Here is a 26,553-nt window from a genome sequence, read left to right on the forward strand (position 1 = left end):
AGACAGTGCAAAATAAAAAACCTAGTAGTTCTACTAGTTATTGATTTATGCATTTCGCATAAAAATGAAGACTTCAAAACCCGAAACCTACGGAGATATCATGCAATTACAAGTACAAATCGCTGCACGTCAAAGTTTCCAAAAACCTGTTCTTTGCGCGATGCATAGACTGCGTGCGAAGGTTTTCTGTGATCGTAAAGGCTGGGCAATTCCCACTATGGGAGGTATGGAGATTGATGGCTACGATGCGATAGATCCTCTGTATATGATGATGCACGAACCAAATGGACTGTTACGCGGCTGTTGGAGATTATTGCCGACGGATGGTCCCTATATGTTGAAGGACACTTTTCCTGAATTGTTGCATGGTCAAACTGCGCCGGAAGATCCACGTATTTGGGAGCTAAGCCGATTTGCTATCGAAACGGAGGGTCAGCAATCGTTTGGTTTCTCTACTATCGCAATGCAATCGATTGGCGAAATCATTCGTTACGGACATGAACATGGAATCGACCAATACGTGACCGTCACGACAACATCGATCGAACGGATGCTGCGTCGAGCCGGGGTCGTTACGCGTCGCTTTGGTCCTGCTTTGAAGATTGGTGTAGAAACCGCAGTGGCTTTGTATGTCGACATTGAAGCCTCATTAGTGGTCCTGAACGCGAATTCAGTGACAGGTTCAAACTTACTTAACTAAGAATAGTCAAGAGCTGAATTAAATTGAGTCAATTGATCATTCGCTAAAATGAAGGGCTAGAGATAACGGCCTTTCATTGCGGCAACACCTATTTTCAATATTAAATTTTGATCCAAAAGAGGTTTCATAAAGTCAAAAAACAGCTGAAATCGCGAAAAGTGATCTGTGATCCTCCTTCACGTAATCAGATTGATGATAAGATTAAAAACTACATATGCAGATTGCATGATTCGTTAGGCGTCAATCGTGGTCATTGATCGAGCGATACAAGTTATCAAGGCGTCGTTTGCGGATGTTAATTCGAAATTGTCATTGAAATGTCCCTATTACAAACGAATCAACTACTCAGTTTATTTGAGGCAAATAGCCAAACTGAATGGAATGCCAAACTTGAGGGCTTAGCCTCGCAACTCGGTTTTAAAAACATCTTGTTTGGACTTGTTACTGATAAACGCCAACCGCTTGAAACCGCCTATTTGGTGAGCAATTTCCCACATGCTTGGCGTTCGGCTTACGACCAGCAGCATATGCATAATGTTGACCCCACTGTGGCACATTGCCTAACTAGTTACTTGCCGATTGCCTGGCAGTCTGAGACTTTTCATGGGCCTGCACAAGGAAAATTTTATGAACAAGCCTGCGGCTACGGTTTGCGCTCTGGCATCAGTTTTCCTATGCATGGCAGTGGAAATGAGTTTGGTATGCTGAGTTTTGTTGCCAACGATAAGGATCATGCCGCCAATTCGCCACATATAGAAGAATTGGCTGTGATGTCGATGTTGCGTGATTATGCATTAGAGTCATCTCGAAAATTCGTTACGATGGCGTCGCAGCCCGCAGTGAGAATTAAGCTAACCGCAAGTGAATTGGAATGCTTAAAGTGGGTGACCGCGGGGAAATCCTCTTGGGAAGTCTCGAGAATTTTGAACCGTTCGGAAGCCACGGTGAATTTTCATGTCGCCAATATCATGCGGAAATTTGATGTACAAACACGTCAGCAAGCCGTAGTGAAGGCGATCAAATTGGGCATTATTACGCCAAGTTGATCGCTGATTGTCCTGCGCGATTTTGGGTGATTTAGTTTGTACCCAGAAAAGATATGATCCAACCAAACACAGCGCAACTGATAATCACCATCACCGCATTGACTTTGAATCTCCATATTGCAAGCAAGGCAGATATAGCGAAAACCGCGGACGTTAGGTCGATACGTGAACACCAGCCATCTGGTCACTGCATATGAATAGTAAAAAAAAGATCGTGAAGTTGGCAATCACGCCGACGAATGCTGCACCAGCAATTTCCACATTTTGGCATTTTTTATGCGTACGCACATCTATACGATGGGTGGCATGAATCACGATGGCGGTAACAGCGGATTTGATGCCATAAAAATTCCGGCTACTAGTGGCAATGGATAATTAGGATAAGAGAATTCAGAGCAATAACGAAGGTAATACAAAAATTGTGCCCGCAATGATGCTACCCCGACTACCATGCAATAACTTACTCAGATAAGTGGTTAGCTGCGGTGCTTCTGGGCCAAGCATTTGCATGCAATAGTTGAGCACATGCAGAAATCAATTTTCTAAAATCCAATGACGTCTTTCGACCAGCTCTTGATGCATGATGGCAATCTGTCCTGCCGGCCCTCCGAAACTGCTACAGCCAAGTTCTAGCCAAAAAAGACAGGCTTGCCGAATGCTTGGTGCAATAGGGGAATTTGACATGTTGGTGCGGGATACAATCGATTGAAAATAAAAAAAGCCCCGTATTTTATACGAGGCTTGGGTTGAAGTTAGTTTGCTAGTCGGCTATAGGCGATAAGACAAACGTAGGCGCAGAGCGTTTGAACTATTGCCTTCGTTAGAACGGTAATAGCCATAATTTAGAATAATGACCCATCCATTTTCTAACAGTAAGTCACCACCGATTCCCATGTGGAATAATCGGCGATCTAATTTGCTACCGTTGATAAGATACGGCGTGCTATTAGGATTGTCGACGAAATTAATTTTGATATCGTCACGTTTACCGACATCTTTTTGATACTCAAAACGTAGGCGTGGCGTGAGTTCACCGAAACGGGTTTTGATCAGAGTTTCGGTATTCATGCCCAGCGTAGTTCTTTGGCTGTTAAAGCTTTGTGGCTGGTAACGCAGGGCGCTACGTTCATCCCCAGTCTCGGTATAGGCACCAATGGTGATGACCGAGCGATCCAATCGCAGATATGGTGAGATTTTGAAGTCGGTAAAATCGACATCAAAGCCAACCGAAGTGGATCCCATTTTTTGTTTGCCTGACCATTTGCCGGTGTGCTGCGTTGTATTCGCTGGCGCCGCTGCGATGCCATACATCGGTGGACTCGCCATGCCGGATGCGCTGCTCAATTGTTCTGTTGTCCGGGTGTAGTCACTACTGATGTCATTGACACCAACGACCCAGGAGAAATTAAAGAATGGCAAAGGACTGAGTTGACCGTAATTCGCGATATTGCGCGCCTGTGCATTCATTGTGGCATTTTGCCCGCGTAATTCACCACGGCTATTGGCATAGCCAACGCCAAAGCCGATGAAGGTATCTGGACTGCCGATACAGCGATCTCCCCCAAAACTTGCCCCGCCATTGTGCTGCTTAATTTCATATTCAGCCGCAACTGAGCTAAAAGAATTTAAGCCGCCAGCCCAAAGTGCCACTTTGCTGCAGGCATCTTCATTTTTCTTTTTGTCTTCTTTGCTTCGCAAACCTGAGTTCTGACTGGCGATCTCGTTGAGACGGCTATTGAAGTTTTCGAGTTGCAGACGTTCAAATTGTGTGATGACAGCAGCTTTGGTGGTCTGAAGAGCCTGCACAGTCCGATCTTTGGCGGGATCTGGCCTGCCCGTAATAGTGAGTGTGATGATGGCGATATTTGAAGTAAGTCCATTGACACTGGCCACTATCCGCACCTGATCGCTGCCGGTGTAATTGAGGTTTGCATTGACGGTTAAGCGTGAGCCATTCATCGTGGCGTTGGCATGGGCGGCTTGCGAGGCAATGCTAAAGGTCGCAGTCGCGCCAGCGCTAGTGCTCAAAAGGCTAGCCAGATCGATGCTAGCGGAAGTGCCAGCTAAGATTTGAAGATTGCCATTCGCGAGTGTCGGTGGTTTGGCTTTGACAACCACGGTCACCACTGCTGGCGTCGAATTACCGGCGGCATTCGTGGCAAAATAAGTGAAGCTGTCAGTGCCGACGAAATTGGCTGCAGGTGTGTACAAAATGTCGACACCATTCACGACCGCAATACCATGGCTAGCTGGACTACTAATCGTGATCCTGTCGAAAGTGCCATTCGTATTGACTCGCACGACAATATTGGATTGAGTCGACTCAACAACCTCACTGATTGCATTCGCAATTGGCGGGGTTTGCTTGACGTTGATATTGACGAGTGCGTCGTTTGAACGTCCGCTGGCGTTCGCTGCTTGGTAACTAAAACTATCCGTACCGCTAAAGTCTTTGTTCGGTGTGTAGATAAATTGATTTCCGCTGATGTTGACTGTGCCGTGCGCAGGACTTCTGTTGATGTTCAGTTGCGTGAAGCTACCTGAAACACTTGCCGCAATCGGATTAGCATTGCTATTCATCATCACTTCACTACTGACCGGATTAGCGATCGGCAAAGGCAGTGTCGGTAAAGCTTTTACTGTGATAGTGACAGTCGCCGGGGTGGACTCACCGTAGGCATTTTTGGCGATATAGGTAAAGCTATCCGCACCCGAGAAATTGGCTTGCGGTGTGTAGGTCATGCCGAGACCGGATACGCTCGCACTTCCGTGCGCTGGCGCTGTGAGCAGCGCAATACTGACGGTGTTATCTGAGGTATCGCTGACAATGGCATTATTTCTGCTGTCGGTATCGACGGTCACTGCGATCGCATTGGCAGTTGGGGCGATGCCGTTGACCGTGACGGTGACTGCCGCTGGCGCAGAACTTCCATTGCTATTCATAGCCACATAGGTAAATGTATCGACCCCAATAAAGTTAGCTTGTGGCGTGTAACTTAGCTGCATGCCATTGATAGTGGCGATGCCATGTGCTGGATTGCTATTGATGCTAATGCTATTGGCGTTTCCAGTGATACTTGGCGTGAGTATTTGATTGCTGCTATTCGTCAGAATGCTGGTAGTAATGGGATTCGCTACGGGAGCTGTGCCTGTGACGGTGATTCTGACCGTGGCTGGAGTGGAGTTGCCCGCATTATTGGTGGCGAAATAGGTGTAGCTATCCGTACCGACAAAGCCTGCGGTCGGGGTATACGACATGGACAATCCATTGACGCTGACGATGCCTTTGCTTGGCGCTTGCCCGATACCAATGGTCGTGACAATACCACTGGTAGCGGCTGCGATTGGATTATTGCTACTATTGCTGATCACGTTGATGCTGATATCGCGTGCTGTGGGTAAGTTTGGGGCATCGATTGGATTGACCGTGATGTTAACGCTGGCAGCTGGAGAATTGCCAAAGCTGTTACTAGCGATATAGGTGAATACATCATTGCCAACGTAGCCTGAATTGGGCGTATATAAAATCGATGTTCCGCTCACTTGCGCTACGCCATGCTGCGGTACGCTCAAGATGGCGATAGAGCTGACCACACCACTGGTTTGGCTAGGAATAGCGTTGCTGCTACTATTGGTCAAGACCGCCGTCGTAATAGGGTTGGCACTAGGTGCGTTTCCGGTGACGCGAATGTTAACCGGAGTGCTACTAGAGCTACCAGTGGCATTGAACGCACGGTAGCTAAAGCTATCGTCACCGATGTAATTGCTGCTCGGTGTATAAATAATCTGTAATCCACTAATGCTGGCGGAACCGTGGCTAGGTGTGCTCGTTAACACGATGTTAGTTGGATTACCAATCACATTTGGCGTAATGCTGTTGGCTGTGCTATTCATCAAAACGGTCGCATTGACAGCACTTGCGACTGGCACACTATCCTTGACGATAATACTGATGCTGGCTGGAGATGACGTACCAAACGCATTTTGCGCAGCATAGCTGAAATTGTCCGTACCAATAAAGCCTGGATTCGGCGTGTAAGAAATCGACATGCCGCTAATGTTCGCAGAACCAAATGATGGCGCGCTGACCAAAACAATGCTGGTTGCGCCACCACCTGTGGCACTAGCAATGAGATTTCCGCTGCTATTGGAGAACACATTGGCGTTGATTGCATTCGCATTCGGTGCAATGCCGTTGACCGTCACTGAAACAGTCGCAGCGGCAGAGGTACCATAATTATTGGTGGCAGTGTAGGTAAAGGTATCGCTACCAACATAGCCACTGGTAGGTGAGTAAAGAATAGTTAAACCACTTACGCTGGCAGTGCCATGTAAAGGGGCACTGGCTACGGTAATACTGTCGACTGCACCAATGACGCTGCTGGCAATACTATTGTTGTTACTATTTGCTACTACCACTCTAGCCACAGGATTGGCGACGGGAGCAATGCCATTGACGTTAATATTGACATCGGCCACGGCAGAAGTGCCATAGGAGTTTGTAGCACGATACGTAAAATGGTCCGCGCCGACGTAACCAGCCGCGGGTGTGTAAATCATAGTTAATCCGCTAATGCTGACCGTTCCGTGAGTAGGCTGACTGACGATCGCAATGCTATTTGCCGTGCCAGTGATGTTGCTACTAATCGAATTGCTACTGCTATTTTGTAAGACGGTGGTGGTGACCGTATTCGCGACTGGTGCAACGCCGCTGACGGCGATGAAGATCGATGCATTGCTAGAGGATCCTGCGGCATTCGAGGCAATGTATTTGAAATTATCGGTGCCGACAAAACCTGCATTTGGCGTGTAGATAATATCTAAACCACTGACACTAGCCGAGCCATTGGCTGGTGCGCTGGTTAAAGTAATGCTGGTCGCGGTTCCGAGAATACTGCTGGGAATGACATTATTGCTGCTGTTCGCCAAGACAAAGCCATTGACGGTGTTGGCAGTGGGAGCGACTTGGTTGACCGTGATAGTGACGTTTGCCGCTGGTGAAGTGCCGCTCGCATTCGAGGCAATATAGCTGAAACTATCTGGTCCGACATAGTTGGGGGACGGTGTGTACAGTATCGTCATGCCGCTCACCGTCGCATTGCCATGGGCTGGGAGCTCGCTGATTGCAAGGGTAGTAGCAGTGCCGATGATGCTAGGGCTAATGACATTACTAGAGCTATTTTGCGCAACGCTGGAACTCACGGGGTTCGCGACTGGCGGGGTGCCGTTGACATAGATCGACACGGATGCAGGAGCTGAATCCCCAGCGATATTGCTTGCTTTGTAGAGAAACGTATCAGAGCCGATATAGCCTGCAACTGGCGTATAGATGATGCTTAATCCACTGACGCTGGCGCTGCCATGCAGAGGTGTGCTAACCAAACTGATGGTGGTCGCCGTGCCGACGATATTGGCAGGGATGATATTGTTGATCGAATTGGCTGTGAGATTCACACTTACCGTATTCACGGTCGGTGCGATTGGTGTCACGGTAATGCTAACTAACGCCGGTGCCGAGGTGCCCCCTGTATTTTGCGCGGTATAAGAAAAACTATCGGGTCCACTATAGTTAGCATTCGGTGTATAGATAAAGTTCATCCCACTTACCGTGACCACACCGTGTAACGCTGGAGCGCTAACTTGTACGCTGAGTGCGCCACCCGAGGTTAACGATGGTATGACATTGTTCGCACTGCTTTCCTGAACCGATGTACTAATTGGGTCTGCAATGGGCCCAGTACTCGGCAATGGTTGCATCTGTGCGATTGCGACATTCGATAGTATCAACGCCAGCCAACATAACAAACTCTGCCAAAGTGTCAGCATTCCTAGTTGTTTTGCATTGGGCATTCTGCTTGTGACTTGGTCGCATTGATTGCGCCTTGGATTCTTGTAGTTTGTCATACCTTCCCCCTTCGATATTCAAAAATTACATCGAAGGAAGTATAGAACGATTATGTATGAATGCGGTGTTGGTTTTAAATGTATTTTTGATATTTTATGGGTTCTTGTATGGCATATGGCAGAGTGAAATCGTCGCTATTACGCTATCACTTTGTTTTCACCTTGCATTGAGTGTGGTGTTGTTTTGTCGAATGCAGCGTGATTTTTATGAAAAGCCTAAAGTGCATTTAAATCACCCGCCTGTTCCAACGCGAGATTTGACCTGACGCTTATACTTGGTTATCCTTCGAACATTGCGCCGATTTGAAATCAGCTTGCGGGCGCGGTTTAATTATCTAAATAGATATTTGAACAAATAAATACGGCTAAAGCGAGCTTGAATGCCGCAGTACCTTCCTTCATTCAGCCCCTCTTTTAGCCCCCTTTTAAATTTATTTTTTTAAAGTTGAGACCGCTGGTCTCTAGGGAATAGCTTATGTCATCCGTTGGAATCGTCACGCCACAAGCGTATCGCTTCATTGAACCTCTGCCTTTGCAGAGCGGCGCTCGCATCGCCGACTACACCTTGATGGTGGAAACCTACGGCACACTCAATGCCGACAAATCGAATGCTGTGCTGGTCTGTCACGCCTTAAACGCCTCGCATCATGTGGCTGGGTATTATGCTGATCCGCCAAAAAATGTTGGATGGTGGGACAACATGGTTGGTCCCGGCAAGCCGTTGGATACGAATAAATTTTTTGTCATTGGTATTAATAATCTAGGCTCGTGCTTTGGCTCGACTGGCCCTATGCATATCAATCCCGCGACCGGTAAACAATACGGCGCAGATTTTCCGGTCGTGACGGTAGAAGATTGGGTACGTGCTCAAGCGCGTGTTGCGGATGACATGGGCATCACCCAGTTTGCCGCTGTGATGGGGGGCTCGCTCGGCGGCATGCAAGCTTTGGCTTGGAGTATTTTATTCCCTGAACGCCTGCGTCACTGTGTGGTGATTGCTTCAACGCCGAAGCTTTCCACGCAAAACATTGCGTTCAATGACGTAGCACGTCAGGCGATTTTGACGGACCCAGATTTTCATGGAGGCGATTTTTATGCACATAAAGTCGTGCCGAGAAATGGTCTGCGCGTGGCACGCATGATCGGTCACATTACCTATTTGTCGAACGACGACATGGCTGAGAAATTTGGTCGTGAACTCAAAACCGCCGACTACCAATTTGGTTATGGTGTTGAGTTTGAAATCGAATCCTATCTGCGTTACCAAGGCGACAAATTCTCTGACTATTTCGATGCGAATACCTATCTGTTGATTACCAAGGCACTCGATTACTTTGATCCTGCGCGTGAGCATGGCGGTGACCTGAGTAAAGCATTAGCGGTGACCAAAGCACAATTTCTGCTCGCTTCATTCACGACCGATTGGCGATTTTCTCCAGAACGTAGTCGTGAAATCGTTAAAGCCCTAGTGGATAACAAGCGCACCGTGAGCTACGCTGAAATTGATGCGCCACATGGTCACGATGCATTCTTATTGGATGATGCGCGCTATTTGAATTTTGTCGCCGCCTATTACAACCGTATCGCGCAGGAGTTTGCATGAACGTCCAAGAATTGAAATTATTACGGCCTGATCTCGCTTTCATCGCGGATTGGATTCGACCACAGGCGCATGTTTTGGATGTGGGCTGCGGTGATGGCGTCATGCTCGATTATCTGCAAACGGATAAACAATGCACGGGTTACGGTATTGAAATCGCTGACGATAAAGTGCTGGAATGTGCCAAGCGCGGCATCAACGTGATTCAACAGGATATGGAAAACGGCTTGAGCATTTTTGCCGAACATGCATTTGATACCGTCTTGTGTTTGTCATCTTTGCAGATGATGAAGCATGTCGAGCCACTTTTGCGGGACATCGCGCGCGTTGGTAACGAGGCAATCGTGTCCTTCCCTAATTTCGGTTATTGGCCGCACCGCACGGCACTGCTGCGTGGCAAGATGCCAGTGTCAAAGTCGCTGCCGTTTGAATGGTATGACACGCCCAACGTACGTTGTGCAACGATTTATGATTTTGCCGATCTGGCCGACGATGTTGGCTTAGAAGTGATGGAATGCGTCGCGCTGCATGAAGGCAAACAGATACACTGGCTACCGAATTTGCGTGGTAGTCTTGCGGTTTTCCGTTTACGCAAGAAATCTGCATAATGAGTCAAATCGAACCCGCTGCGAAATCGCATTTATTACGTTCCAAGTTATTTTGGGTAAGCCTTTTGTATTTTTCAGAAGGCTTCCCTTTGGGTTTGTTCTACGATCTATTTCCTGTATATTTCCGGCAGCAGGGCGTGGAGTTATCCAAGATTGGCTTGCTTAGTTTGCTCGGGTTGGCGTGGTCATTAAAATTTTTGTGGGCACCTGTCATTGATTACACTCGTCGGCATCGCTACTGGATGGCCGCAGTCGATATTGGCATGGGTTTGGTGATGATGTATTTCGCCTATAACGCTGGTTTTGGTTCCGGCGTTTGGGTGGCGATCGGCGTGTTTACCGTATTGTCGGCGACCAATGATATTGCGATTGATGGCTATACGATAGAACGTTTGAATAAGCGTGAATTCGGTCTAGCGAACGGTTTTCGGATTGGTTTTTACCGTGTCGGTATGCTGACCGCGGGTGCCTTATTATGGTTCTCTGATTATGCTGGCTGGAACGCGACTTATTGGTTGTCTGCGGTGATTTTTGTCGGTATGGCGATACTGAGTTTATCTGCACCAAAAGAAGATGCGCGTATTGAGAACGCGAACAAAGTTAGTGCGAATCAGGAGTTTGGTTTTCTGACTGAGAGCCCAGCATTGATGCTATCGATTGCGATGTTTATCTTGGCCTTGCTCTGGCCGATCTTTAACGCACTAAGCATTGAATCCATCGCGGTATTGAAGAAGGCTTGGTGGTTTAAGTCGATTCCAGTTGCGCTCATTTTGTTGGCGGCATTCATCTTCCGATATGGTTTCAAACGTATTTCGGCAACGCATTGGGAATCACTGCAAAACGGTCCGGTATTTGGTGCCTTGATTTCGCTACTAAACCGCAAGCACGCGTTCGTGATTATCTGTTTTATTTTGATCTTCAAATTAGCGGATTCATCGATTGGCTTTATGATCAAGCCGTTCTGGGTGGATAGCGGATTTACGAATACGCAGATTGGCATGATCTCGGTCAATTTGGGTTTGGCATTATCCATCGCTGGCGGTGTGCTCGGCGGTTGGTACACGGATCGCGTTGGTATTTATAAGGGCTTGTGGTTACTAGGATTGACGCAGGCATTTTCCAACTTAGGTTACGTGATTGCCGCGATGATGATTCCGCAAGTCGCGCAGGGTACTGACATTGCGCTGTCACATCAGGCGATTATGTACAGCGCGAGTGCGATTGAATCGTTGACGCAAGGCTTGGGCACTGGTGCCTTCTTGGCCTTTATGATGGCGATTGTGGATAAATCAAAAGCCACAACAGAGTACGCAATTTTGTCATCCATCTTCGCCTTCTCACGTTCCATTGCTGGATGGGCCGGCGGTGTTGGTGCGCAAGAAATGGGTTATACCTCGTATTTCTTGCTCACCTTTTTGCTGGCTTTTCCAGCCTATTTGATGCTGCCTTGGATTAAACAAGTGTTAGGCGATGCGGGAGCTGCTCCATCGGGCTCAACCAGCGGCAAAGAATCTGTATGAAAATCAACTTTGTTTGCCTACGCGGTTTGAGTTCGGGCAAGTCAAATTCACAATACTTTGCAGTTTTATAAATTGGAGAGTGCTATGATAAAAGTATTCAAACACCATAATGTCGCTATGAAATCTTCTTCCCTATCTTTGTTGCTTGCAGCAGGTTTGACTTTCAGTTTGCCTCTGATGGCGCAGAACAGCGCACCTCAAGAAGGCGTCAACGTCGGCAAAATGTCGATTATGCGAAAGATTGTGCCGAGTGGCGCCTTAGAAGGGCAAGCCGCCCAGCAATACACAACGACGATGCAAACCGCGCAACAGAAACGTGAATTGGCCCCGGATAATCATCCGCAAGTCATACGCTTGCGAGCGATTGCAAAGAAAATGATCCCGTTCGCTTTGCCATGGAATCCCCGCGCTAAGGAATGGAAATGGGAAGTAAACCTGATTGCCTCCCCGCAAATCAATGCGTATTGCATGCCAGGCGGAAAAATTGCATTTTACACGGGCATCCTCGATACCCTCAAGCTGACTGACGATGAAGTCGCGATAATCATGGGACACGAAATCGCCCATGCACTGCGTGAGCATGGTGCTGAACGTGCAGGTAAATCGATGGCGATGAATAGCGCAGCAAAATTGTTAGGCCTGTTTGCCGAATCAAAAGGTTATGACGGTAATATGGTCGCAGGCATTGCTGGCACGGCAGGTAATGTCGCCATGTTGAAATTTTCCCGTGAGGACGAAACAGAAGGTGATATCGTCGGTATGGATTTAGCCGCACGCTCAGGTTACGATCCCCGAGCCGGTGTCACTCTGTGGCAAAAAATGGGTGTGGTAAATCAAAAAGCGCCGCCAAAATGGTTATCCACGCATCCTGCCGGAGAAGATCGGATCAAAGAAATTCGCAAACATTTTCCTGAAGTCATGCCTTTATACGCACGAGCTAAAGGTGCCAACCTCGCGAGTTTGCCTCCCTACCGCAGTAATGTGAAGGGCATTCCGGACGTGAATTGAAGCGACTAGATTGCAGAATAAAAAAGCTTGGTGAACGTGAATTCACCAAGCTTTTTTTGCGTCAAATACGCGCTTATCAATAATTAATAATTGATAATTAAAGGTGCATGATCACTAAAGCGCTCTTCTTTGTATATCGCAGCGGATTTCGCTTTGGTCGCAATACCTGCGGTCGCGACATGGTAATCAATACGCCAACCCACATTATTCGCCCAAGCCTGACCACGATTACTCCACCAAGTATAGGCATCGCCAGTCGTGTCTGGATGTAGGCGACGATACACGTCCACCCAGCCCATCTCTTCAAATAAATGCGTCATCCAAGCACGTTCTTCTGGCAAGAAACCAGAGTTCTTTTGATTGCTTTTCCAGTTCTTGAGATCGATTTCTTTGTGCGCGATATTCCAGTCGCCACAGATCACCAATTCTCTTCCAGCATTGATTAAGTCTTTCAAATGCGGCGCAAATTCGCCCATAAAACGGAATTTTGCTTCTTGGCGCTCAGGAGAGGATGAGCCAGACGGACAATACACAGAAATCACCGATAAATCGTCAAAGTCGCAACGCACATAGCGTCCCTCTGGATCAAATTCTGCACTGCCAAAGCCGATGTGGACGGCATCTGGTTTTTTCTTGCTATAGACCCCAGCACCCGAATAACCTTTCTTTTCTGCATAGTGAAAATGACCATGGTAGCCGTGCGGCTGCAGAAACTCATCAGTCATATCCGCCTGCTGTGCTTTCAACTCTTGCACACAAAGAAAATCAGGCGACTCCTTCTCCATCCAATGAAAAAACCCTTTTTTTGCTGCGGAACGAATGCCATTTAAATTGGCAGAAATAATTTTGGTCATGGTGAGATCGTGTTCATAGTATTGATTGGTATGGCAACAGCGCTTGCCGACGTGTAGCAATTGTAACTTGCTTGCGTTTTGCACTTTCTATTAATGAGCGAAAAATGGGCGGAAAATGAAAAAAAATGAGCAAAACCAGGGGGGGTATTTTTTCCTTCGTAATTCTATGCTTTTATTCATGAGCCCAAATTCATCAGTTTTGATCGTGGATTTTTTGGTAAAATCTTTAACATTTTTTTGAGTTCAATGCGGCATCAAGATACGTAGTTGTGACGGTATTTTATGTTTCCCATCGGTGTATGAAAATAGCCTCTTCAATCTTAGCGCTGAGTTCGTGGCGTTTAAGTGAGTTTGGCTGTTTTTGTAATGGCAGCGAATAGATCAGTTGGGTATAGCGAATTTTAAGAATAGAAAGATCGGGCAAGCCAATCGATACAAACGGTACAAAATACTGTGCGTGAGCTGTGACAACGTAAAATAAAACATGTTTAAAAAAATAACTAGAACCCATCAATTTATCGTTCTTATGGCGATCATATGTTTGGCCGTATTCTTTTCAAAAAAAGTGCTGTTGCAGGGGGATATTGATGAATATGTCTTAATGAGCGACGCGCTTGGCACACACTATTCACCGGACATTCAACTGAATGATATACAGCGTTTGCAGACACTGATTCCTGAAATGAAAGGACATTTGCAATTGACTGTCAATGGCATGCAAACTGACTCACAGGTTCCCAAGCCAGGGTTTTATCGCGGGATGAACGGCCAGGTTTATGCGATCCATTTCTTTACCTACTCGGCACTTGCAGCCATTCCATTTCAGATTTTTCAGAAGATGGGAATAGCACCGATTGAGAGCTTTTTATTTGTTAACCTGAGTTTTATTTTGCTATTGGGAATCTGTTTTTTTAGATTCTTCGATAGTCAACGCAAAGCGTTTTTCAGCATTTTGCTTTTCTTACTTTCTGGCGGGTGGAGTTATTGTTTCTGGTTAGGGCCAGAAACGCTGAGCGCGGCCAGTCTGTGTGCCGCGATACTTCTTTACTTGAATGGGCGACCTATTTTCGCTGGAATATTGATCGGTCTAGCAGCAACACAAAACCCTCCGATTATCTTGGCGCTGGCTTTTGTTCCCTTGCTACGATTAGTGCACGACTATCAGCCAAGTAAGAATGCCTTGCTTAATGTTAAGCAGCAATTCTCTATCCCAGCGGTACTTGGACTTGCCATCGGTGTGCTGCTTTTTCTGAGTAGCATCGGCTTCAATTTGTGGGCGTTTGGCGTGTCCAATATCATTGTTAAAGTCGCGACAAATACCAGTTTGGTGAGTTGGGAGAGATTGGTTTCATTCTTTTTCGATTTGAATCAAGGGATGATGATTGGTTTTGTTGGAATTTGGTTGGGTATCGTTTTTCTTGTGGTACGGCTCGTTAAGTCTCAACCAGATTTTTTACGATACTTGGCTTTGGTTGTCGTCACCGTTTTATTTTCGATTGCGCTGTCTTTGCCTGCGCTGACGACTGGAAATTGGAATTCAGGTGCAATCGGCATGATGCGTTACGCTTTTTGGGCTGGGATGCCATTTCTGGCTCTTTTTCTAATGCTGTGGCGACAATTGGAAAGTAAAAATAGCTCGCTATTGATCACTGTGTTTGTGATTCAGCTGCTATGTGCTGTGAGTGCCCTTCGATACAATGAAATTGAATTTAGTCCAATCGCTAAGGCATTTGTGAAGCATCTTCCCGAATTTTACAATCCAGAGCCTGAGATTTTTGTAGAGCGAATGACCCATAGAGACGGCGCAGAGCTGGCGATTGATCAATTCTACAAATTTGAATATCGAGGTAAAGCCAGCAAGATTTTGTTTCATGGTTCGAATGCCAATGTCGATCAACAGCTCTGTGGTAAAGGACTGGTATTAGGCTTGGACAATCGGTACGCGAATGCCGCTCAAGGGTGGCGCTATTTGAATGGCAATTTACATTGTGTCGACGCGAGAGTGATTGATTTCGCTGCATTTTCAGATACAGGAAAGATTCAATTTAGTAGTGGTTGGAGTGGCATTGAGACTGGGGGCGGAGTGTGGAATGGACGTTGGTCTGATGGGGATAGCTCAGTCATCACCATTCCAGGAAATTCCCAGCAGAAGATCGCAGGTGTTAAATTAATCGGGCACTACTTTGGTAAGAACACACGAACTCGTGTTGTTATCAATGGTAGTGACTTAGGCTGGTTTGATCTGTCGCAGGCGCCAATTATTCAATTCAATGCGTCAGCAACAGGTGTCAAGATAGATCTGAAACATGAATTTCCACATGAGCCATCGAAAACGCCTCAATTCCCTGATGGTCGGCGTTTATCCGTATTTCTCCAGTCTTTGGTGATTTATTAGGTGAAATCGGAGGGAAGCTGGCGAATCCACACGATGTAATGTTGGGCAATTAAAAACACATAGTAAGTACAACCTCAATCCATTATGCAAAATAGGCTTTTCCCCTCCCGCTTCGACATAGATTCGTCATCTTTTGTTCTTAAACTCGCGTTTAGTTTCGTCGCCGTTTTATTGTTCCTGATTTGTTGGCGGGTTTGGGACTTGGGTCCTATGCACACCGATGACGCGACATGGATTTTGTTTGGTCAAAATCATGCTAAAGATGTGGTCGGAGAGTGGGCTAAAGAGCAGGGACGTATTTGGGCTTATGTGTCAGGCAGTCTTATGCTTTATACCTTGAAGGCACAGGGCACGATATGGGGCGAAGTGCTGCGACTAGGGAGCTTTGTATTATTCTTTATGTCGTTTTTCTTTTATCTGTCTAGAATTGCGGGCAATCGTTTTGCACTGTTGAGTGCCAGCATTTTCACTGCTTTTTTTGCAGTGAAATGGGATGGCTCGATACTGGTAACCTATCCCCTGTTAACTTGGGTGGCCGCAACGACGTTTATTGCTTCCTTGTATTTGGCGCGCCAATATGTACAAACAGGGCGACGTGGATTCCTTATTTTTTCCATTCTTCTATTCCTTTTCTCGTTGTTTAATCACGAGGGAGTGACTGTACTTTTTGTTCTGCTATTTTTGTCTCATGCAATTTTCCTGAATCATCAATTTGACAGCAGTAGCGTTGTTGTTGGTGTTCGAAAGCTTCAAATTCGTCATCGTGGTGCATCGGTATTTTTAGGTTTTTTTATCGCTAGCCTGACGTACGCCGTGCTCTACATCGCTTGGAAACATTTTCATCCCAGTATTTACGACGGGCATGTCGTCACAGCGTTTGACCTACATCGGTTTGTGACCACGTTATTTCACTTTTCAATGAGTGGATCAGCGCTCTTTGAATTCTTCTTCCCTTATGTGTTGGCGTTCAATGATCCCGTTAGCGGATCTAGTGAAACCATCACCTATTATCTTACTCGGAATTTACAAAGATCCTTGCATCAGCCCATCGCATTTGCGGCGTGTTGCATTACCTTATTCTTGTTCTATATCGCTATTTCAAGCAAGGGGAAAGAACAAAAAACCGTACTGTCTCTTCGGGGTATTGTGTTAGTCGGATTGACTATCGCCATTCTACCTATCGTGCCAGTAGCACTCACGGCAAAATACCAAGCTTGGGTGATGGAGGGGCAAGCTAGAGCTTATTCGCATACGATTTTTTCGCACTTTGGTTGGAGTTGCGTTTACGCTGCGGGGATACTTGGTCTGTTTGATTACCTAAAAAATGCAGCGGTTGTTCGCAAGCTTGCCATGATCATTGTGCTTGGTTTTTCTGGTTTGCTGGCAGCTCAGGCGTTCACTGCTAACGATGACAAAGCAGCAGATATGCGTCTGGAGGCGCGTCGTTGGAAAACTGTCGAAGAGATAGTCGAGATTAATCGTGATTTTTTTCATGCGTCCAAAATTTTGTCGCCACGACTCAATAGCGGCAGCCGCTTTACTCCTTTGTGGCCGAGCTATTGGTCAGATTATGCCGATGCAAAATGGAATGAAAAAATTAGTATTTTAAGTGTGGGTGCAGATCTCGATGAGCAGCTGGATAATGTGGCATTGCATGACGCCAATTATGACAAAATCGCGCGTAGTTTTGTCGCTCTCATGACCGCAGCGCCGCAACATGCGGGTGAGGATACGCGTATCTTGGTCTATCTAGAACATGGCATTCGCAGTCAGACTGATACTTACGTTGTGCATTTTAAAAACCGCCGTGGAGAAGCCCAGCAACTTCGTGTGAATCAACAGAAGTTAGATACTCAACATCCACATTGGATCGTCATTCAGCGCGCCGATGTCATCCCAAGTAGTGTTCGTTTAACTCGCTTAGATGAAAAAAATCAAATTCGTGAGTTGTGTGCCTTTCATTCAAAAGTTGGTGTAAAAATTCGCATCTCAGATCGCCATGCTAATGGCAACAAGAATGAAGAACGGTATTTTCACAATGCTCAAAATCGCTACACGGGATGGCACTCTGCTGAATTGAATGGAATGTGGAGTAGTCAGCCAGTCGCCCACTTATCAATTCCTCATTCCGCGCTCAAAGATGGCGATACAACTCTCCGTTTTGAGATGTCAACACTGGTTAGTATGGGGGCTCAAGGAGAAACGCAGACGGTCAGTGTGCAAGTACAAAATCAAAGCTTAGGGGAGTGGACTTTTTTAAATACGGACATACCAAAGGACATGCTTATCGTTGTTCCGGAGCGTTTGCGCAATCAGGCGAAGGGCATCGATCTCAATCTGCTTGTTTCAAAGGTGTTGAGTCCGGCAAAACTCAAAATGAACCAAGATAGTCGTGATTTAGGTGTTTATTTGCACGCTATCGAAATTAGTCAATGAGCGTGTAGAGCATCTTGAGAGACTGCGGATGACAGCCTATTTCAGAAATTACCTCTAAGATATTGCGCTTTTTTAATTATTAAGTCGCAAGAGTGCTTCTAAGTTTACGTACAGCCATGTAGCGTGCTGAGCTTTGCAGGCTCAGCGTTGATGGCGTCGGTTTTCAACTAAGATAATCAAGCACTATCAGTTATACTAGCGCACCTATGTATCTTACCTTGTATTGACTATGAATGAAGAGCAATTGCGAGCGGAGTTAGACTCGGTCTATCGCAGCCTATCTTGGCGAATTACAGCACCTTTAAGGTATCTGTCCTTGAATGTCAAACGCTTGCGTTTCGCTTTGAGGTCTCCCAAAAAAGCACTGATTCGTGCCATACAATTAGCAATTCGCAATCAAAAAATCGCGGCGTTTGGTCGACTTGTCGTGAATCGGTTTCCCGCACTGAAAACGCGACTCAGAGCATCGCTTGGCAACGCCCACGCCGTCAGCTATAACCCAGCACCAAGTCAATCGGCCATATCTGATATCCCGGTCGCTACTGATGTCGTGGCTTTGACGCCTGCGGCGCAAGAGATTTATGCGATGTTTCAGACTTACCATATAACGAAAAAGTAAATTCATATTCATGCGTATTCTTATTGATTTACAAGCCTGTCAATCGACTGGAAGTCGAAACCGCGGCATAGGACGTTATTCACTCGCTTTGGCTAAAGCGATGGCGAAAAGGTCCGCGCAACATGAGTTGCATTTTGCTTTGAATGGATTGTTCCCCGAAACGATTCCAGTTATTCGAAGTGAATTTGCCGACCTATTACCACGTCAGCATATTCATACTTGGAATTCGATTCCTTCCGTATTTGATGTCAATCCGGATAACAGCTGGCGTCGGCGTGCAGCTGAATTGGTGCGTGAGCATGCTATTAGTCAATTAAAACCCGATCTGGTTCATGTTAGTAGTTTGTTTGAGGGCTTGATGGATGACGCGATTGTCGATGTCCGGAGCTCTTCGCGTTCGCTGACCGCGGTCACACTGTATGACTTAATTCCTTTTATTCACAGTAAGCATTATTTGAATGATGAGAAAGTCAGTGCTTGGTACTTCAGGAAGTTACAAGCATTAAAGAATGCGGATTTGCTATTGGCGATTTCCAATTCCTCTATGATCGAGGCATTGGAGTGGCTTCAGTTACCAGCTCAGAATGTGATCAATATCTCTTCGGCGGTCGATGATCGTTTCGTGGTCACCAATTATTCTCAGCAGACAATGCAAGATGTCTTGTCGCGTCATGGTTTACGGCCACAATTTGTGATGTATACGGGCGGTATTGATCTTAGAAAAAATATTGATAGCCTCATTTCTTCTTACGCAAAATTGCCAGTCAATTTACGCAAGGCACACCAGCTCGCCATTGTCTGCAGCGTGCATGATGATGAAAGGAAGAGACTGTTAAGTCTGGCGAAAAAAGAAGGCTTGCTTGACGGCGATGTGGTGATGACGGGTTTTGTTTCGGATGAAGATCTGCCAGTGCTGTATCACGCTTGCCGCCTGTTTGTATTTCCTTCGTGGCATGAAGGATTTGGTCTGCCCGCGTTGGAAGCGATGGCTTGTGGTGCGCCCGTGATCGCGGCAAATACGAGTAGCCTACCCGAAGTGATTGGCCGTGAGGATGCTTTATTTGATCCCTTCAAACAAAGTGCGATTACAGAAAAAATGCAGCAAGCGTTGACTGATGAACATTTTTTAGAAAGCTTGCGTCAGCATGGCGTGCAGCAATCGAAGAAATTCTCATGGGATGAGTCCGCTCGACGTACTTGGGAAGGTTTTGAGGCGACGTATGAACGGCAGCAACATGCACAGAAAACCCAAGTGGCCAATGTCAGTGTCGCCAAGAAACCAAAATTAGCCTATGTTTCACCACTTCCACCAGAGCGAAGTGGGATCGCCGATTACGGCGCAACTTTATTGCCGGAGCTCGCCCGTTACTATGATATTGACTTAATTAATGATCAGCCTAGCCTCAGCAATCGATGGTTGGCCGCGAATTTTGCTTTGCGATCCGTCGCATGGTTTGAGGGAAACGCACATAAGTTTGATCGCATCATGTATCACTTTGGGAATTCACCTTTCCATGGACACATGTTCGATTTGTTGAAGAGATATCCAGGCGTGGTTGTGCTGCATGATTTCTATCTCAGTAATATCGTTTCCCATTTAGACTATATTGGAAAAACTTCGGGGGGATGGGTAGAGTCGCTCTACGCTTCGCACGGTTATAGCGCCCTGTTGGAAAATAAAGCGAACCCTGATATTCATCAGGTGATTTGGAAATATCCGACTAGTTTGCCCGTGTTGCATAACGCGACTGGCGTGATACTGCATTCTAACTATTCGATCGAATTGGCAAAAAAATGGTTCGGTGTAGCGTATGCGAACAAATCCAACTTTATACCGCTGCTAAAGGGCCTGCCTTCCAAGTTTGACCGCGAAGCAGTTCGCACGGCTTTAGGATTTAAGAACGGCGATTTCCTGATTTGTGCGTTTGGGTTGTTAGGGCCAACCAAGCTCAATCATCGTTTATTTCAAGCTTGGATAGCTTCTCGTTTGGCAGAGAATCCAAATTGTTATTTAGTATTCGTTGGTCAAAATGACGGAGCGCAATATGGTGCAAATCTACTTGAACAGATCAAGCGATCTGGCTTTGCATCACGCATTCGTATTACTGGATTCGCAGAAGAGGAAGAATTTCACCGGTACTTAATGGGAGCAGATGCCGCGGTTCAATTACGTACCATGTCTCGTGGAGAAACCTCGTTGACGGTGCTCGATTGTATGGCACATGGCGTGCCAACCATTGTGAATGCCAATGGAGCCATGGCAGAATTGCCCGAAGATGCTTTAATTCGATTGGATGATGACTTTGCAGACCAAGAGTTGATCGATGCCATATTGCGTCTCTATGGCGATGTGCAATTGCGGACTGATCTGGGCCTGCGTGGTATTGATCATATTAAGGCAAAGCATCATCCGTATGCTGTTGGGATCGAATATGCCAAGGTGATTGAAGAAAATTATGCCGACTCTGCTTATTCACATCCTAGACCCTTGTTGAAAAAAATCGCTGAGATCGATACGGTGCAGCGCCCAAGCAATGAAGAGTTGTTAGCCCTGTCTCAAAGTATCGCAGCTAACTCCAAGTCCTATCATGGGAAACGTCTGTTAGTCGACGTTTCAACTCTGGCGCAAGTCGATGCGAAATCAGGTATCCAACGCGTCGTTCGTGCGATTTTGGCGGCCTTAATTTCTGAGCCTCTATTTGGAGGGCGGGTTGAGCCAGTTGTTTTGACTGAGCACGGCCTTAAGTATGCGCGAACTTTTACCTGTAAACAATTCGACCTGCCACAGCTCGCTAGTGGCGATGATTTAGTGGAAGTGTCGGTCAATGATATCTTTTTAGGACTAGATCTCAATTGTGGTCCAGTGGTTCACTATCATCACGTCTTGCAGCGCATGAAGACTCAGGGTGTGCAAATATTTTTTGTTGTCTACGATATTTTGCCCGTGATCGCGCCACATTTTTTTGAGAAAAATTTGTCAGAGATTTTCTTAAAATGGATAGAGACAGTGGTGCAATATAGCGATGGTGCAATCTGTATTTCGCGTGCGGTGGAAGCGGAGTTAAAGACATGGATCGCGCAACATGATAAGAGACGCAGCGAACAATTTTTACTGTCGAGTTTTCATTTGGGCGCAGACTTAGAAGCTAGCCTTCCTGAAAAATTAGACGTCAAGCTAGAACCGATGCTGCAGAGTGCCTTAGATCATCAAGTTTGCTTCTTAATGGTAGGTACCGTTGAACCACGAAAAGGGCATGAATATGCCTTGAACGCCTTTGAAGCACTATGGGAAGCCGGGCATGATATAGCGTTAATCATCGTTGGCGGACAAGGCTGGAAGACGGAAGCATTGATTAAGCGTATCGAGCAACATCCTGAAAATAAGAAGCGATTGTTTTGGTTGCGAGGTATCGATGATGATACATTGCAAGATCTGTATGTGCGAAGCAAGTGCTTGCTCATGACGTCTTGGGGCGAGGGATTTGGCTTACCTCTGATTGAAGCGGCTCGATTTAAGTTGCCGATCATCGCGCGTCAATTGCCTGTGTTTGAGGAAATCGGTGGCGAGCATGTGTTCTATTTTGACGGACTAGACCCCTCGGTTTTGGTGGAGCGCATCGAGCAATGGTTGCGTCTGTATTCAGAACGTCAAATTCCTGATTCGGGAAAAATTGAATGGTTAACTTGGAAAGATAGTGCCGAAATGCTTTGCATCGCTTTGGACAATTTAATTAAAACTTAGCAAATCGGAGTTGTGAAACAGCTCTATTTATTTTACTGAAAAGTAGTCATTGAAAATGAAAAACTTAAAACAAGAATTTATCCAATTTGCCGTTGACGCTGAAGTGATTCGGTTTGGTGAATTTGTCACCAAGGCAGGACGTACTTCTCCGTATTTCTTTAATGCAGGTTTGTTTAATGATGGCGCAAATCTTGGCAAGATTGCTGATTTTTACGCACAGACATTGCTCGACTCTGGGGTCGAATTTGATATGTTATTTGGCCCGGCCTATAAAGGCATTACGCTCGCGTCCGCCACGGCTGTTGCGTTGTCGCAAAAAGGGCGGAATGTGCCTTTTGCTTACAATCGTAAGGAGGCTAAAGATCATGGGGAAGGCGGCAGTATTGTTGGTGCCAAGCTGCAGGGTAAAGTCGTGATCGTTGATGATGTGATTTCAGCAGGCACGTCGGTGCGTGAATCCGTGGAGTTGATTCGCGCAGCAGGCGCGACACCAGCGGCAGTATTGATTGCGCTCGATCGTATGGAGCGAGTCGGTAAGGACGATGCGCTTTCCGTGCATTCGGCTGTGCAAGAAGTGAGTCAAAGTTACGGCATGCCAGTGATTGCAATCGCCAACTTAAATGACTTATTTGCCTGCCTTTCAGCTGAAAATGCAGACGCAAAATTGTCACAGTACAAAGATATGGTGGCGGCTTATCGTCAGCGATATGGGGCGATCTAAAAAGTTAAGCTAATCACACTAAAGTGCGCATTTTTCTACAATAAGATGACAAAGTAATACTTCTGCGACATTCGATAGCAGGTATACTGTCAAAATGTGATAAACATCACAGATTCTGTACATGCATCATGAAACCATGATGATCTATAGAATGAATTTAGTTAAATGTCAACATTCGTTTCCGCTGAAAGTTTTTTGCAATGAATAAGAAAGCATTAGTCACTGGTATTACTGGACAAGATGGCGCCTACCTGGCTCAGCTCTTGCTCGAAAAAGGGTATACCGTTTATGGAACCTATCGTCGCACCAGTTCAGTGAACTTTTGGCGCATTGAAGAATTAGGAATTGAAAACCATCCACAGCTGCATTTAGTGGAATATGATCTGACAGATTTATCTTCTAGTATACGTTTGATTCAGTCTACTGAAGTGACCGAAGTTTACAATCTGGCAGCGCAAAGTTTTGTTGGCGTCTCCTTTGAACAGCCCGTTACGACGACAGAAATCACCGGCTTGGGTGCGCTTAATCTGTTAGAAGCGATTCGCGTTGTTAACCCTAAAATTCGTTTTTACCAAGCATCGACTTCTGAAATGTTTGGTAAAGTTCAAGCGGTTCCTCAAGTCGAATCAACGCCGTTTTATCCTCGCAGTCCGTATGGCGTCGCTAAGTTGTATGCGCATTGGATGACCATCAACTACCGCGAGTCTTATGGCATTTTTGCTTGTAGTGGTATCTTGTTTAATCATGAATCGCCATTGCGTGGACGTGAGTTTGTGACGCGTAAAATTACCGATTCGGTCGCGAAGATTAAGCTCGGTAAGCTCGATTGCCTTGAACTAGGCAATATGGATGCCAAACGTGACTGGGGTTTTGCCAAAGAATACGTGGAAGGCATGTGGCGTATGCTGCAGGCGGAGATTCCGGACACGTTTGTGTTAGCGACGAATCGTACGGAAACGGTACGTGACTTTGTAACGATGGCATTTAAGGCAGCCGATATCCATTTGGAATGGGAAGGTTCTGCTGAAAATGAAATCGCCCGTTGCAGTGTGTCGAAGAAGATTGTTGTAAAAGTGAATCCTAAATTCTATCGTCCGGCTGAAGTCGAATTGCTGATTGGTAATCCGCAAAAAGCCAAGGACGTATTGGGTTGGGAGCCGACTACTACTTTAGAACAGCTTTGCCAGATGATGGTGGAAGCAGATATACAGCGGAATACGCATGGACATTCTTTCTAAACATGCGCGTCCCCGCGCGCTGATTACAGGCTTACGCGGTTTTACCGGTGAGTATTTGGCGCGCGAGTTGAACGCCTGTGGCTACGAAGTTTTTGGAACCGCTTACGGTAACGAGGCTTTAGGACAAGGCGTCTATTATGTGGATATGTGTGATCCACTGGCGCTGCAAGAGGTGGTGAATCAGGTTCAGCCAGAGATCGTCGCCCACTTGGCGGCGATTTCGTTTGTGGGTCATGGTAATGTCGAAGACATTTATCGGATTAACGTCGTTGGCACGCGCAATCTGTTAGAAGCTTTGAGCAAATTGAAAGTGCCACCGCGTGCAGTTTTAGTGGCAAGTAGCGCGAATATCTACGGTAATTCAAATGCTGGTGTCATCGCCGAAACAGAAATCGCGATGCCCGCTAATGATTACGCGATCAGCAAATTGGCGACCGAGCATGTGGCGCGATTATGGATGGACAAGTTGCCGATTTTTATTACCCGACCGTTTAATTACACGGGTGTCGGTCAGGCCGAGAATTTTTTGTTACCGAAAATTGTTAGTCACTTTAAACGTAAAGCCACGCACATTGAGCTTGGTAATTTAGATGTCGCTCGTGATTTTTCTGACGTGCGTAATATTGCCAAAGCTTATTGTGAGTTGTTGTTGAAAGCACCGGCTGGGGAGACTTTTAATATCTGTACCGGTAAGGCTTACACCTTGCGTCAAGTGATTCAATTGGTGGAAGAGATCGCTGGTTATCAGATTGATGTCCAAGTGAATCCTGCTTTTGTCCGCGCCAATGAAGTTCGTGTGTTGGTAGGAGATCCAACTAAGCTACGTAATAGTATCGGTAGCTTGCCGGAAATCGACTTGCAACAAACTCTCAGATGGATGCTCGCCGATGTGCCTCCAAACTTAGTGCCCGTCGCGACGATCAGTGAGCCTAAGGCGATGAGTACGCATAAGCCTATCATTGAGGTTGCTGCTTGAAGATTATCCTCTCGATTGAGGTTATTCTTCCTCCTCTTGCTGGTATAGGTCGTTATGCGTGGGAGTTAGCAACGCGCGCACCGTTGCATCCCGACGTTGAGTCTATGCGCTTTATGTCGGATGGCCGTTGGACTGCGTTGCCAGAGATGGGGCAGAGTGCCAGTAGATCTACGCAAATCAACGCCGCATCTGGCCCTTCTTTTCGAACGAATTTGACCAGCAAACTACGCCAGCAACTGGGCCGTATTCCTTTGGTTTCTCGTTTGTACGGGCAGCTCATGCCGAAGTTGGTTGCCGGACAGCTGGATAAAGTTGACGATGCGATTTTTCATGGGCCAAATTATTTTGTGCCTAAAACCCATTTACCAACTGTGTTGACCATTCATGACCTGTCGGTATACCGTTTTCCTCAATGGCACCCCAGCACGAGGGTTGAGCGTATGTTGACGACGATACCGGAGTCGATACAACGGGCAAATCTGATTTTGACCGATTCTGAGGCGATACGACAGGAACTAATGCAGCAGTTTAGCTTGCCTGCCGAAAAATTGAAGACGGTCTTATTGGGTGTTGATCCGGCTTATTTTCCTCGCACAGATCAAGAGTTGTTACCTGTGTTAAACCAATTTGGGCTACGTGCGAAAGAGTACGCCTTATTTGTTTCTACAATCGAACCTCGTAAGAATCTAACTAACTTATTGGCGGCTTATGGCGCTTTGCCTGATCATTTACGCCAGCATTTTCCTTTGGTACTGGTTGGGGGGCGTGGATGGCAAAGCGATGCGATTCACGCTGAAATTGAACGCGGCGTGCAGCAAGGTTGGGTGAAATACTTGGGTTATGTCGAGCAGCATTTGCTCCCTTATTTGTATGCGGGTTGTCGTTTGTTTGCCTATCCCTCTTGGTATGAAGGTTTTGGTTTGCCGATCGTCGAGGCGATGGCGAGCGGTGTGCCTGTTCTCACGTCCAATACCTCATCGATGCCGGAAGTCGCTGCAGGTGCTGCACTCTTGGTCAATCCCGCCGATGTCGATCAGATTAAGCAAGGTTTGCAGCGTGGTTTGGAAGATCATGAGTGGCGAACACAAGCCATTACCCTAGGTTTGCAACGAGCAGCGCAATTGAGCTGGGATGCCTGCGTGCAAAATACCGTAGCAGCGTATAAAACTGTGTCTGTGAGATAGTT

17 protein-coding genes are annotated in these 26,553 nt (G+C 46.4%); 14 read left to right on the forward strand and 3 right to left on the reverse strand.

Features of this window, described 5'->3' with window-relative positions:
- Positions 1-100: 100 nt before the first annotated feature.
- Positions 101-700 carry an acyl-homoserine-lactone synthase gene (locus H8K52_RS02595; protein ID WP_186921146.1) on the forward strand — a complete coding sequence of 200 codons (600 nt, stop codon included), beginning with the start codon at positions 101-103 and terminating at the stop codon, positions 698-700.
- 317 nt (positions 701-1,017) lie between these two features.
- Positions 1,018-1,746, forward strand: a complete 729-nt coding sequence (locus H8K52_RS02600; protein ID WP_186921148.1) for a helix-turn-helix transcriptional regulator — start codon at positions 1,018-1,020, stop codon at positions 1,744-1,746.
- 534 nt (positions 1,747-2,280) lie between these two features.
- Here the strand turns inward: H8K52_RS02600 and H8K52_RS21935 are convergent.
- Both H8K52_RS21935 and H8K52_RS02610 read right to left on the reverse strand, forming a co-directional pair.
- Complete coding sequence (locus H8K52_RS21935; RefSeq protein ID WP_425507520.1) at positions 2,281-2,430, reverse strand: chromate transporter; 150 nt, start codon at positions 2,428-2,430, stop codon at positions 2,281-2,283.
- 84 nt (positions 2,431-2,514) lie between these two features.
- Complete coding sequence (locus H8K52_RS02610) at positions 2,515-7,650, reverse strand: Ig-like domain-containing protein (RefSeq protein ID WP_222613658.1); 5,136 nt, start codon at positions 7,648-7,650, stop codon at positions 2,515-2,517.
- A gap of 475 nt (positions 7,651-8,125) precedes the next feature.
- Here H8K52_RS02610 and metX point away from each other — a divergent pair, with 475 nt between their 5' ends.
- From metX to H8K52_RS02630, 4 genes are all read left to right on the forward strand, one after another.
- Complete coding sequence (metX, locus tag H8K52_RS02615; RefSeq protein WP_186921152.1) at positions 8,126-9,253, forward strand: homoserine O-succinyltransferase MetX; 1,128 nt, start codon at positions 8,126-8,128, stop codon at positions 9,251-9,253.
- Positions 9,250-9,858, forward strand: a complete 609-nt coding sequence (gene metW, locus H8K52_RS02620) for a methionine biosynthesis protein MetW (RefSeq protein WP_186921154.1) — start codon at positions 9,250-9,252, stop codon at positions 9,856-9,858. Before metX ends, metW begins: the two co-directional genes overlap by 4 nt.
- A complete protein-coding gene (locus H8K52_RS02625) occupies positions 9,858-11,378 on the forward strand; it encodes an MFS transporter (RefSeq protein ID WP_186921156.1) in 1,521 nt (506 codons plus the stop codon). The genes metW and H8K52_RS02625 overlap by 1 nt, the downstream gene beginning before the upstream one ends.
- Positions 11,379-11,462: 84 nt before the next feature.
- Positions 11,463-12,386, forward strand: a complete 924-nt coding sequence (locus H8K52_RS02630) for a M48 family metallopeptidase (protein ID WP_246464237.1) — start codon at positions 11,463-11,465, stop codon at positions 12,384-12,386.
- An 83-nt stretch (positions 12,387-12,469) separates the two neighbouring features.
- On the opposite strand, the gene H8K52_RS02635 is transcribed toward H8K52_RS02630, so the two are convergent.
- Positions 12,470-13,240, reverse strand: a complete 771-nt coding sequence (locus H8K52_RS02635; protein WP_186921158.1) for an exodeoxyribonuclease III — start codon at positions 13,238-13,240, stop codon at positions 12,470-12,472.
- Positions 13,241-13,766: 526 nt separating this feature from the next.
- Here H8K52_RS02635 and H8K52_RS02640 point away from each other — a divergent pair.
- The 8 genes from H8K52_RS02640 (at position 13,767) to H8K52_RS02675 (ending at position 26,551) form a co-directional block, all read left to right on the forward strand.
- Positions 13,767-15,635: a glycosyltransferase family 87 protein gene (locus H8K52_RS02640; RefSeq protein WP_186921160.1), complete on the forward strand. Its 1,869-nt coding sequence runs from the start codon at positions 13,767-13,769 to the stop codon at positions 15,633-15,635.
- Positions 15,636-15,845: 210 nt separating this feature from the next.
- Complete coding sequence (locus H8K52_RS02645) at positions 15,846-18,071, forward strand: hypothetical protein (RefSeq protein WP_186921162.1); 2,226 nt, start codon at positions 15,846-15,848, stop codon at positions 18,069-18,071.
- 229 nt (positions 18,072-18,300) lie between these two features.
- Complete coding sequence (locus tag H8K52_RS02650; RefSeq protein WP_186921164.1) at positions 18,301-18,690, forward strand: hypothetical protein; 390 nt, start codon at positions 18,301-18,303, stop codon at positions 18,688-18,690.
- Positions 18,691-18,700: 10 nt separating this feature from the next.
- Positions 18,701-22,432, forward strand: a complete 3,732-nt coding sequence (locus H8K52_RS02655; RefSeq protein ID WP_186921166.1) for a glycosyltransferase — start codon at positions 18,701-18,703, stop codon at positions 22,430-22,432.
- A gap of 55 nt (positions 22,433-22,487) precedes the next feature.
- Positions 22,488-23,153, forward strand: a complete 666-nt coding sequence (pyrE, locus tag H8K52_RS02660) for an orotate phosphoribosyltransferase (protein ID WP_186921168.1) — start codon at positions 22,488-22,490, stop codon at positions 23,151-23,153.
- Positions 23,154-23,353: 200 nt separating this feature from the next.
- Positions 23,354-24,391 (forward strand): GDP-mannose 4,6-dehydratase, encoded by a 1,038-nt coding sequence (gene gmd, locus H8K52_RS02665; RefSeq protein WP_186921170.1) that lies wholly within the window; start codon positions 23,354-23,356, stop codon positions 24,389-24,391.
- Positions 24,375-25,367, forward strand: coding sequence for a GDP-mannose 4,6-dehydratase (locus H8K52_RS02670; protein ID WP_186921172.1), 993 nt, complete (start codon positions 24,375-24,377; stop codon positions 25,365-25,367). Before gmd ends, H8K52_RS02670 begins: the two co-directional genes overlap by 17 nt.
- Positions 25,364-26,551, forward strand: coding sequence for a glycosyltransferase family 4 protein (locus H8K52_RS02675; protein WP_186921174.1), 1,188 nt, complete (start codon positions 25,364-25,366; stop codon positions 26,549-26,551). The genes H8K52_RS02670 and H8K52_RS02675 overlap by 4 nt, the downstream gene beginning before the upstream one ends.
- The last annotated feature ends 2 nt before the right edge of the window (positions 26,552-26,553 follow it).

The organism is Affinundibacterium seohonense (genome assembly GCF_014284305.1).
Taxonomy (GTDB): Bacteria; Pseudomonadota; Gammaproteobacteria; order Burkholderiales; family Burkholderiaceae_D; genus Undibacterium; species Undibacterium seohonense.

Excerpts from the sequence above, each read along its gene's own strand:
- H8K52_RS02595 (WP_186921146.1), top strand. The coding sequence starts at position 101 with ATGCAATTACAAGTACAAATCGCTGCACGTCAAAGTTTCCAAAAACCT.
- H8K52_RS02600 (WP_186921148.1), top strand. The coding sequence starts at position 1,018 with ATGTCCCTATTACAAACGAATCAACTACTCAGTTTATTTGAGGCAAAT.
- H8K52_RS21935 (WP_425507520.1), bottom strand. The coding sequence starts at position 2,430 with ATGTCAAATTCCCCTATTGCACCAAGCATTCGGCAAGCCTGTCTTTTT.
- H8K52_RS02610 (WP_222613658.1), bottom strand. The coding sequence starts at position 7,650 with ATGACAAACTACAAGAATCCAAGGCGCAATCAATGCGACCAAGTCACA.
- metX (WP_186921152.1), top strand. The coding sequence starts at position 8,126 with ATGTCATCCGTTGGAATCGTCACGCCACAAGCGTATCGCTTCATTGAA.
- metW (WP_186921154.1), top strand. The coding sequence starts at position 9,250 with ATGAACGTCCAAGAATTGAAATTATTACGGCCTGATCTCGCTTTCATC.
- H8K52_RS02625 (WP_186921156.1), top strand. The coding sequence starts at position 9,858 with ATGAGTCAAATCGAACCCGCTGCGAAATCGCATTTATTACGTTCCAAG.
- H8K52_RS02630 (WP_246464237.1), top strand. The coding sequence starts at position 11,463 with ATGATAAAAGTATTCAAACACCATAATGTCGCTATGAAATCTTCTTCC.
- H8K52_RS02635 (WP_186921158.1), bottom strand. The coding sequence starts at position 13,240 with ATGACCAAAATTATTTCTGCCAATTTAAATGGCATTCGTTCCGCAGCA.
- H8K52_RS02640 (WP_186921160.1), top strand. The coding sequence starts at position 13,767 with ATGGCGATCATATGTTTGGCCGTATTCTTTTCAAAAAAAGTGCTGTTG.
- H8K52_RS02645 (WP_186921162.1), top strand. The coding sequence starts at position 15,846 with ATGCACACCGATGACGCGACATGGATTTTGTTTGGTCAAAATCATGCT.
- H8K52_RS02650 (WP_186921164.1), top strand. The coding sequence starts at position 18,301 with ATGAATGAAGAGCAATTGCGAGCGGAGTTAGACTCGGTCTATCGCAGC.
- H8K52_RS02655 (WP_186921166.1), top strand. The coding sequence starts at position 18,701 with ATGCGTATTCTTATTGATTTACAAGCCTGTCAATCGACTGGAAGTCGA.
- pyrE (WP_186921168.1), top strand. The coding sequence starts at position 22,488 with ATGAAAAACTTAAAACAAGAATTTATCCAATTTGCCGTTGACGCTGAA.
- gmd (WP_186921170.1), top strand. The coding sequence starts at position 23,354 with ATGAATAAGAAAGCATTAGTCACTGGTATTACTGGACAAGATGGCGCC.
- H8K52_RS02670 (WP_186921172.1), top strand. The coding sequence starts at position 24,375 with ATGGACATTCTTTCTAAACATGCGCGTCCCCGCGCGCTGATTACAGGC.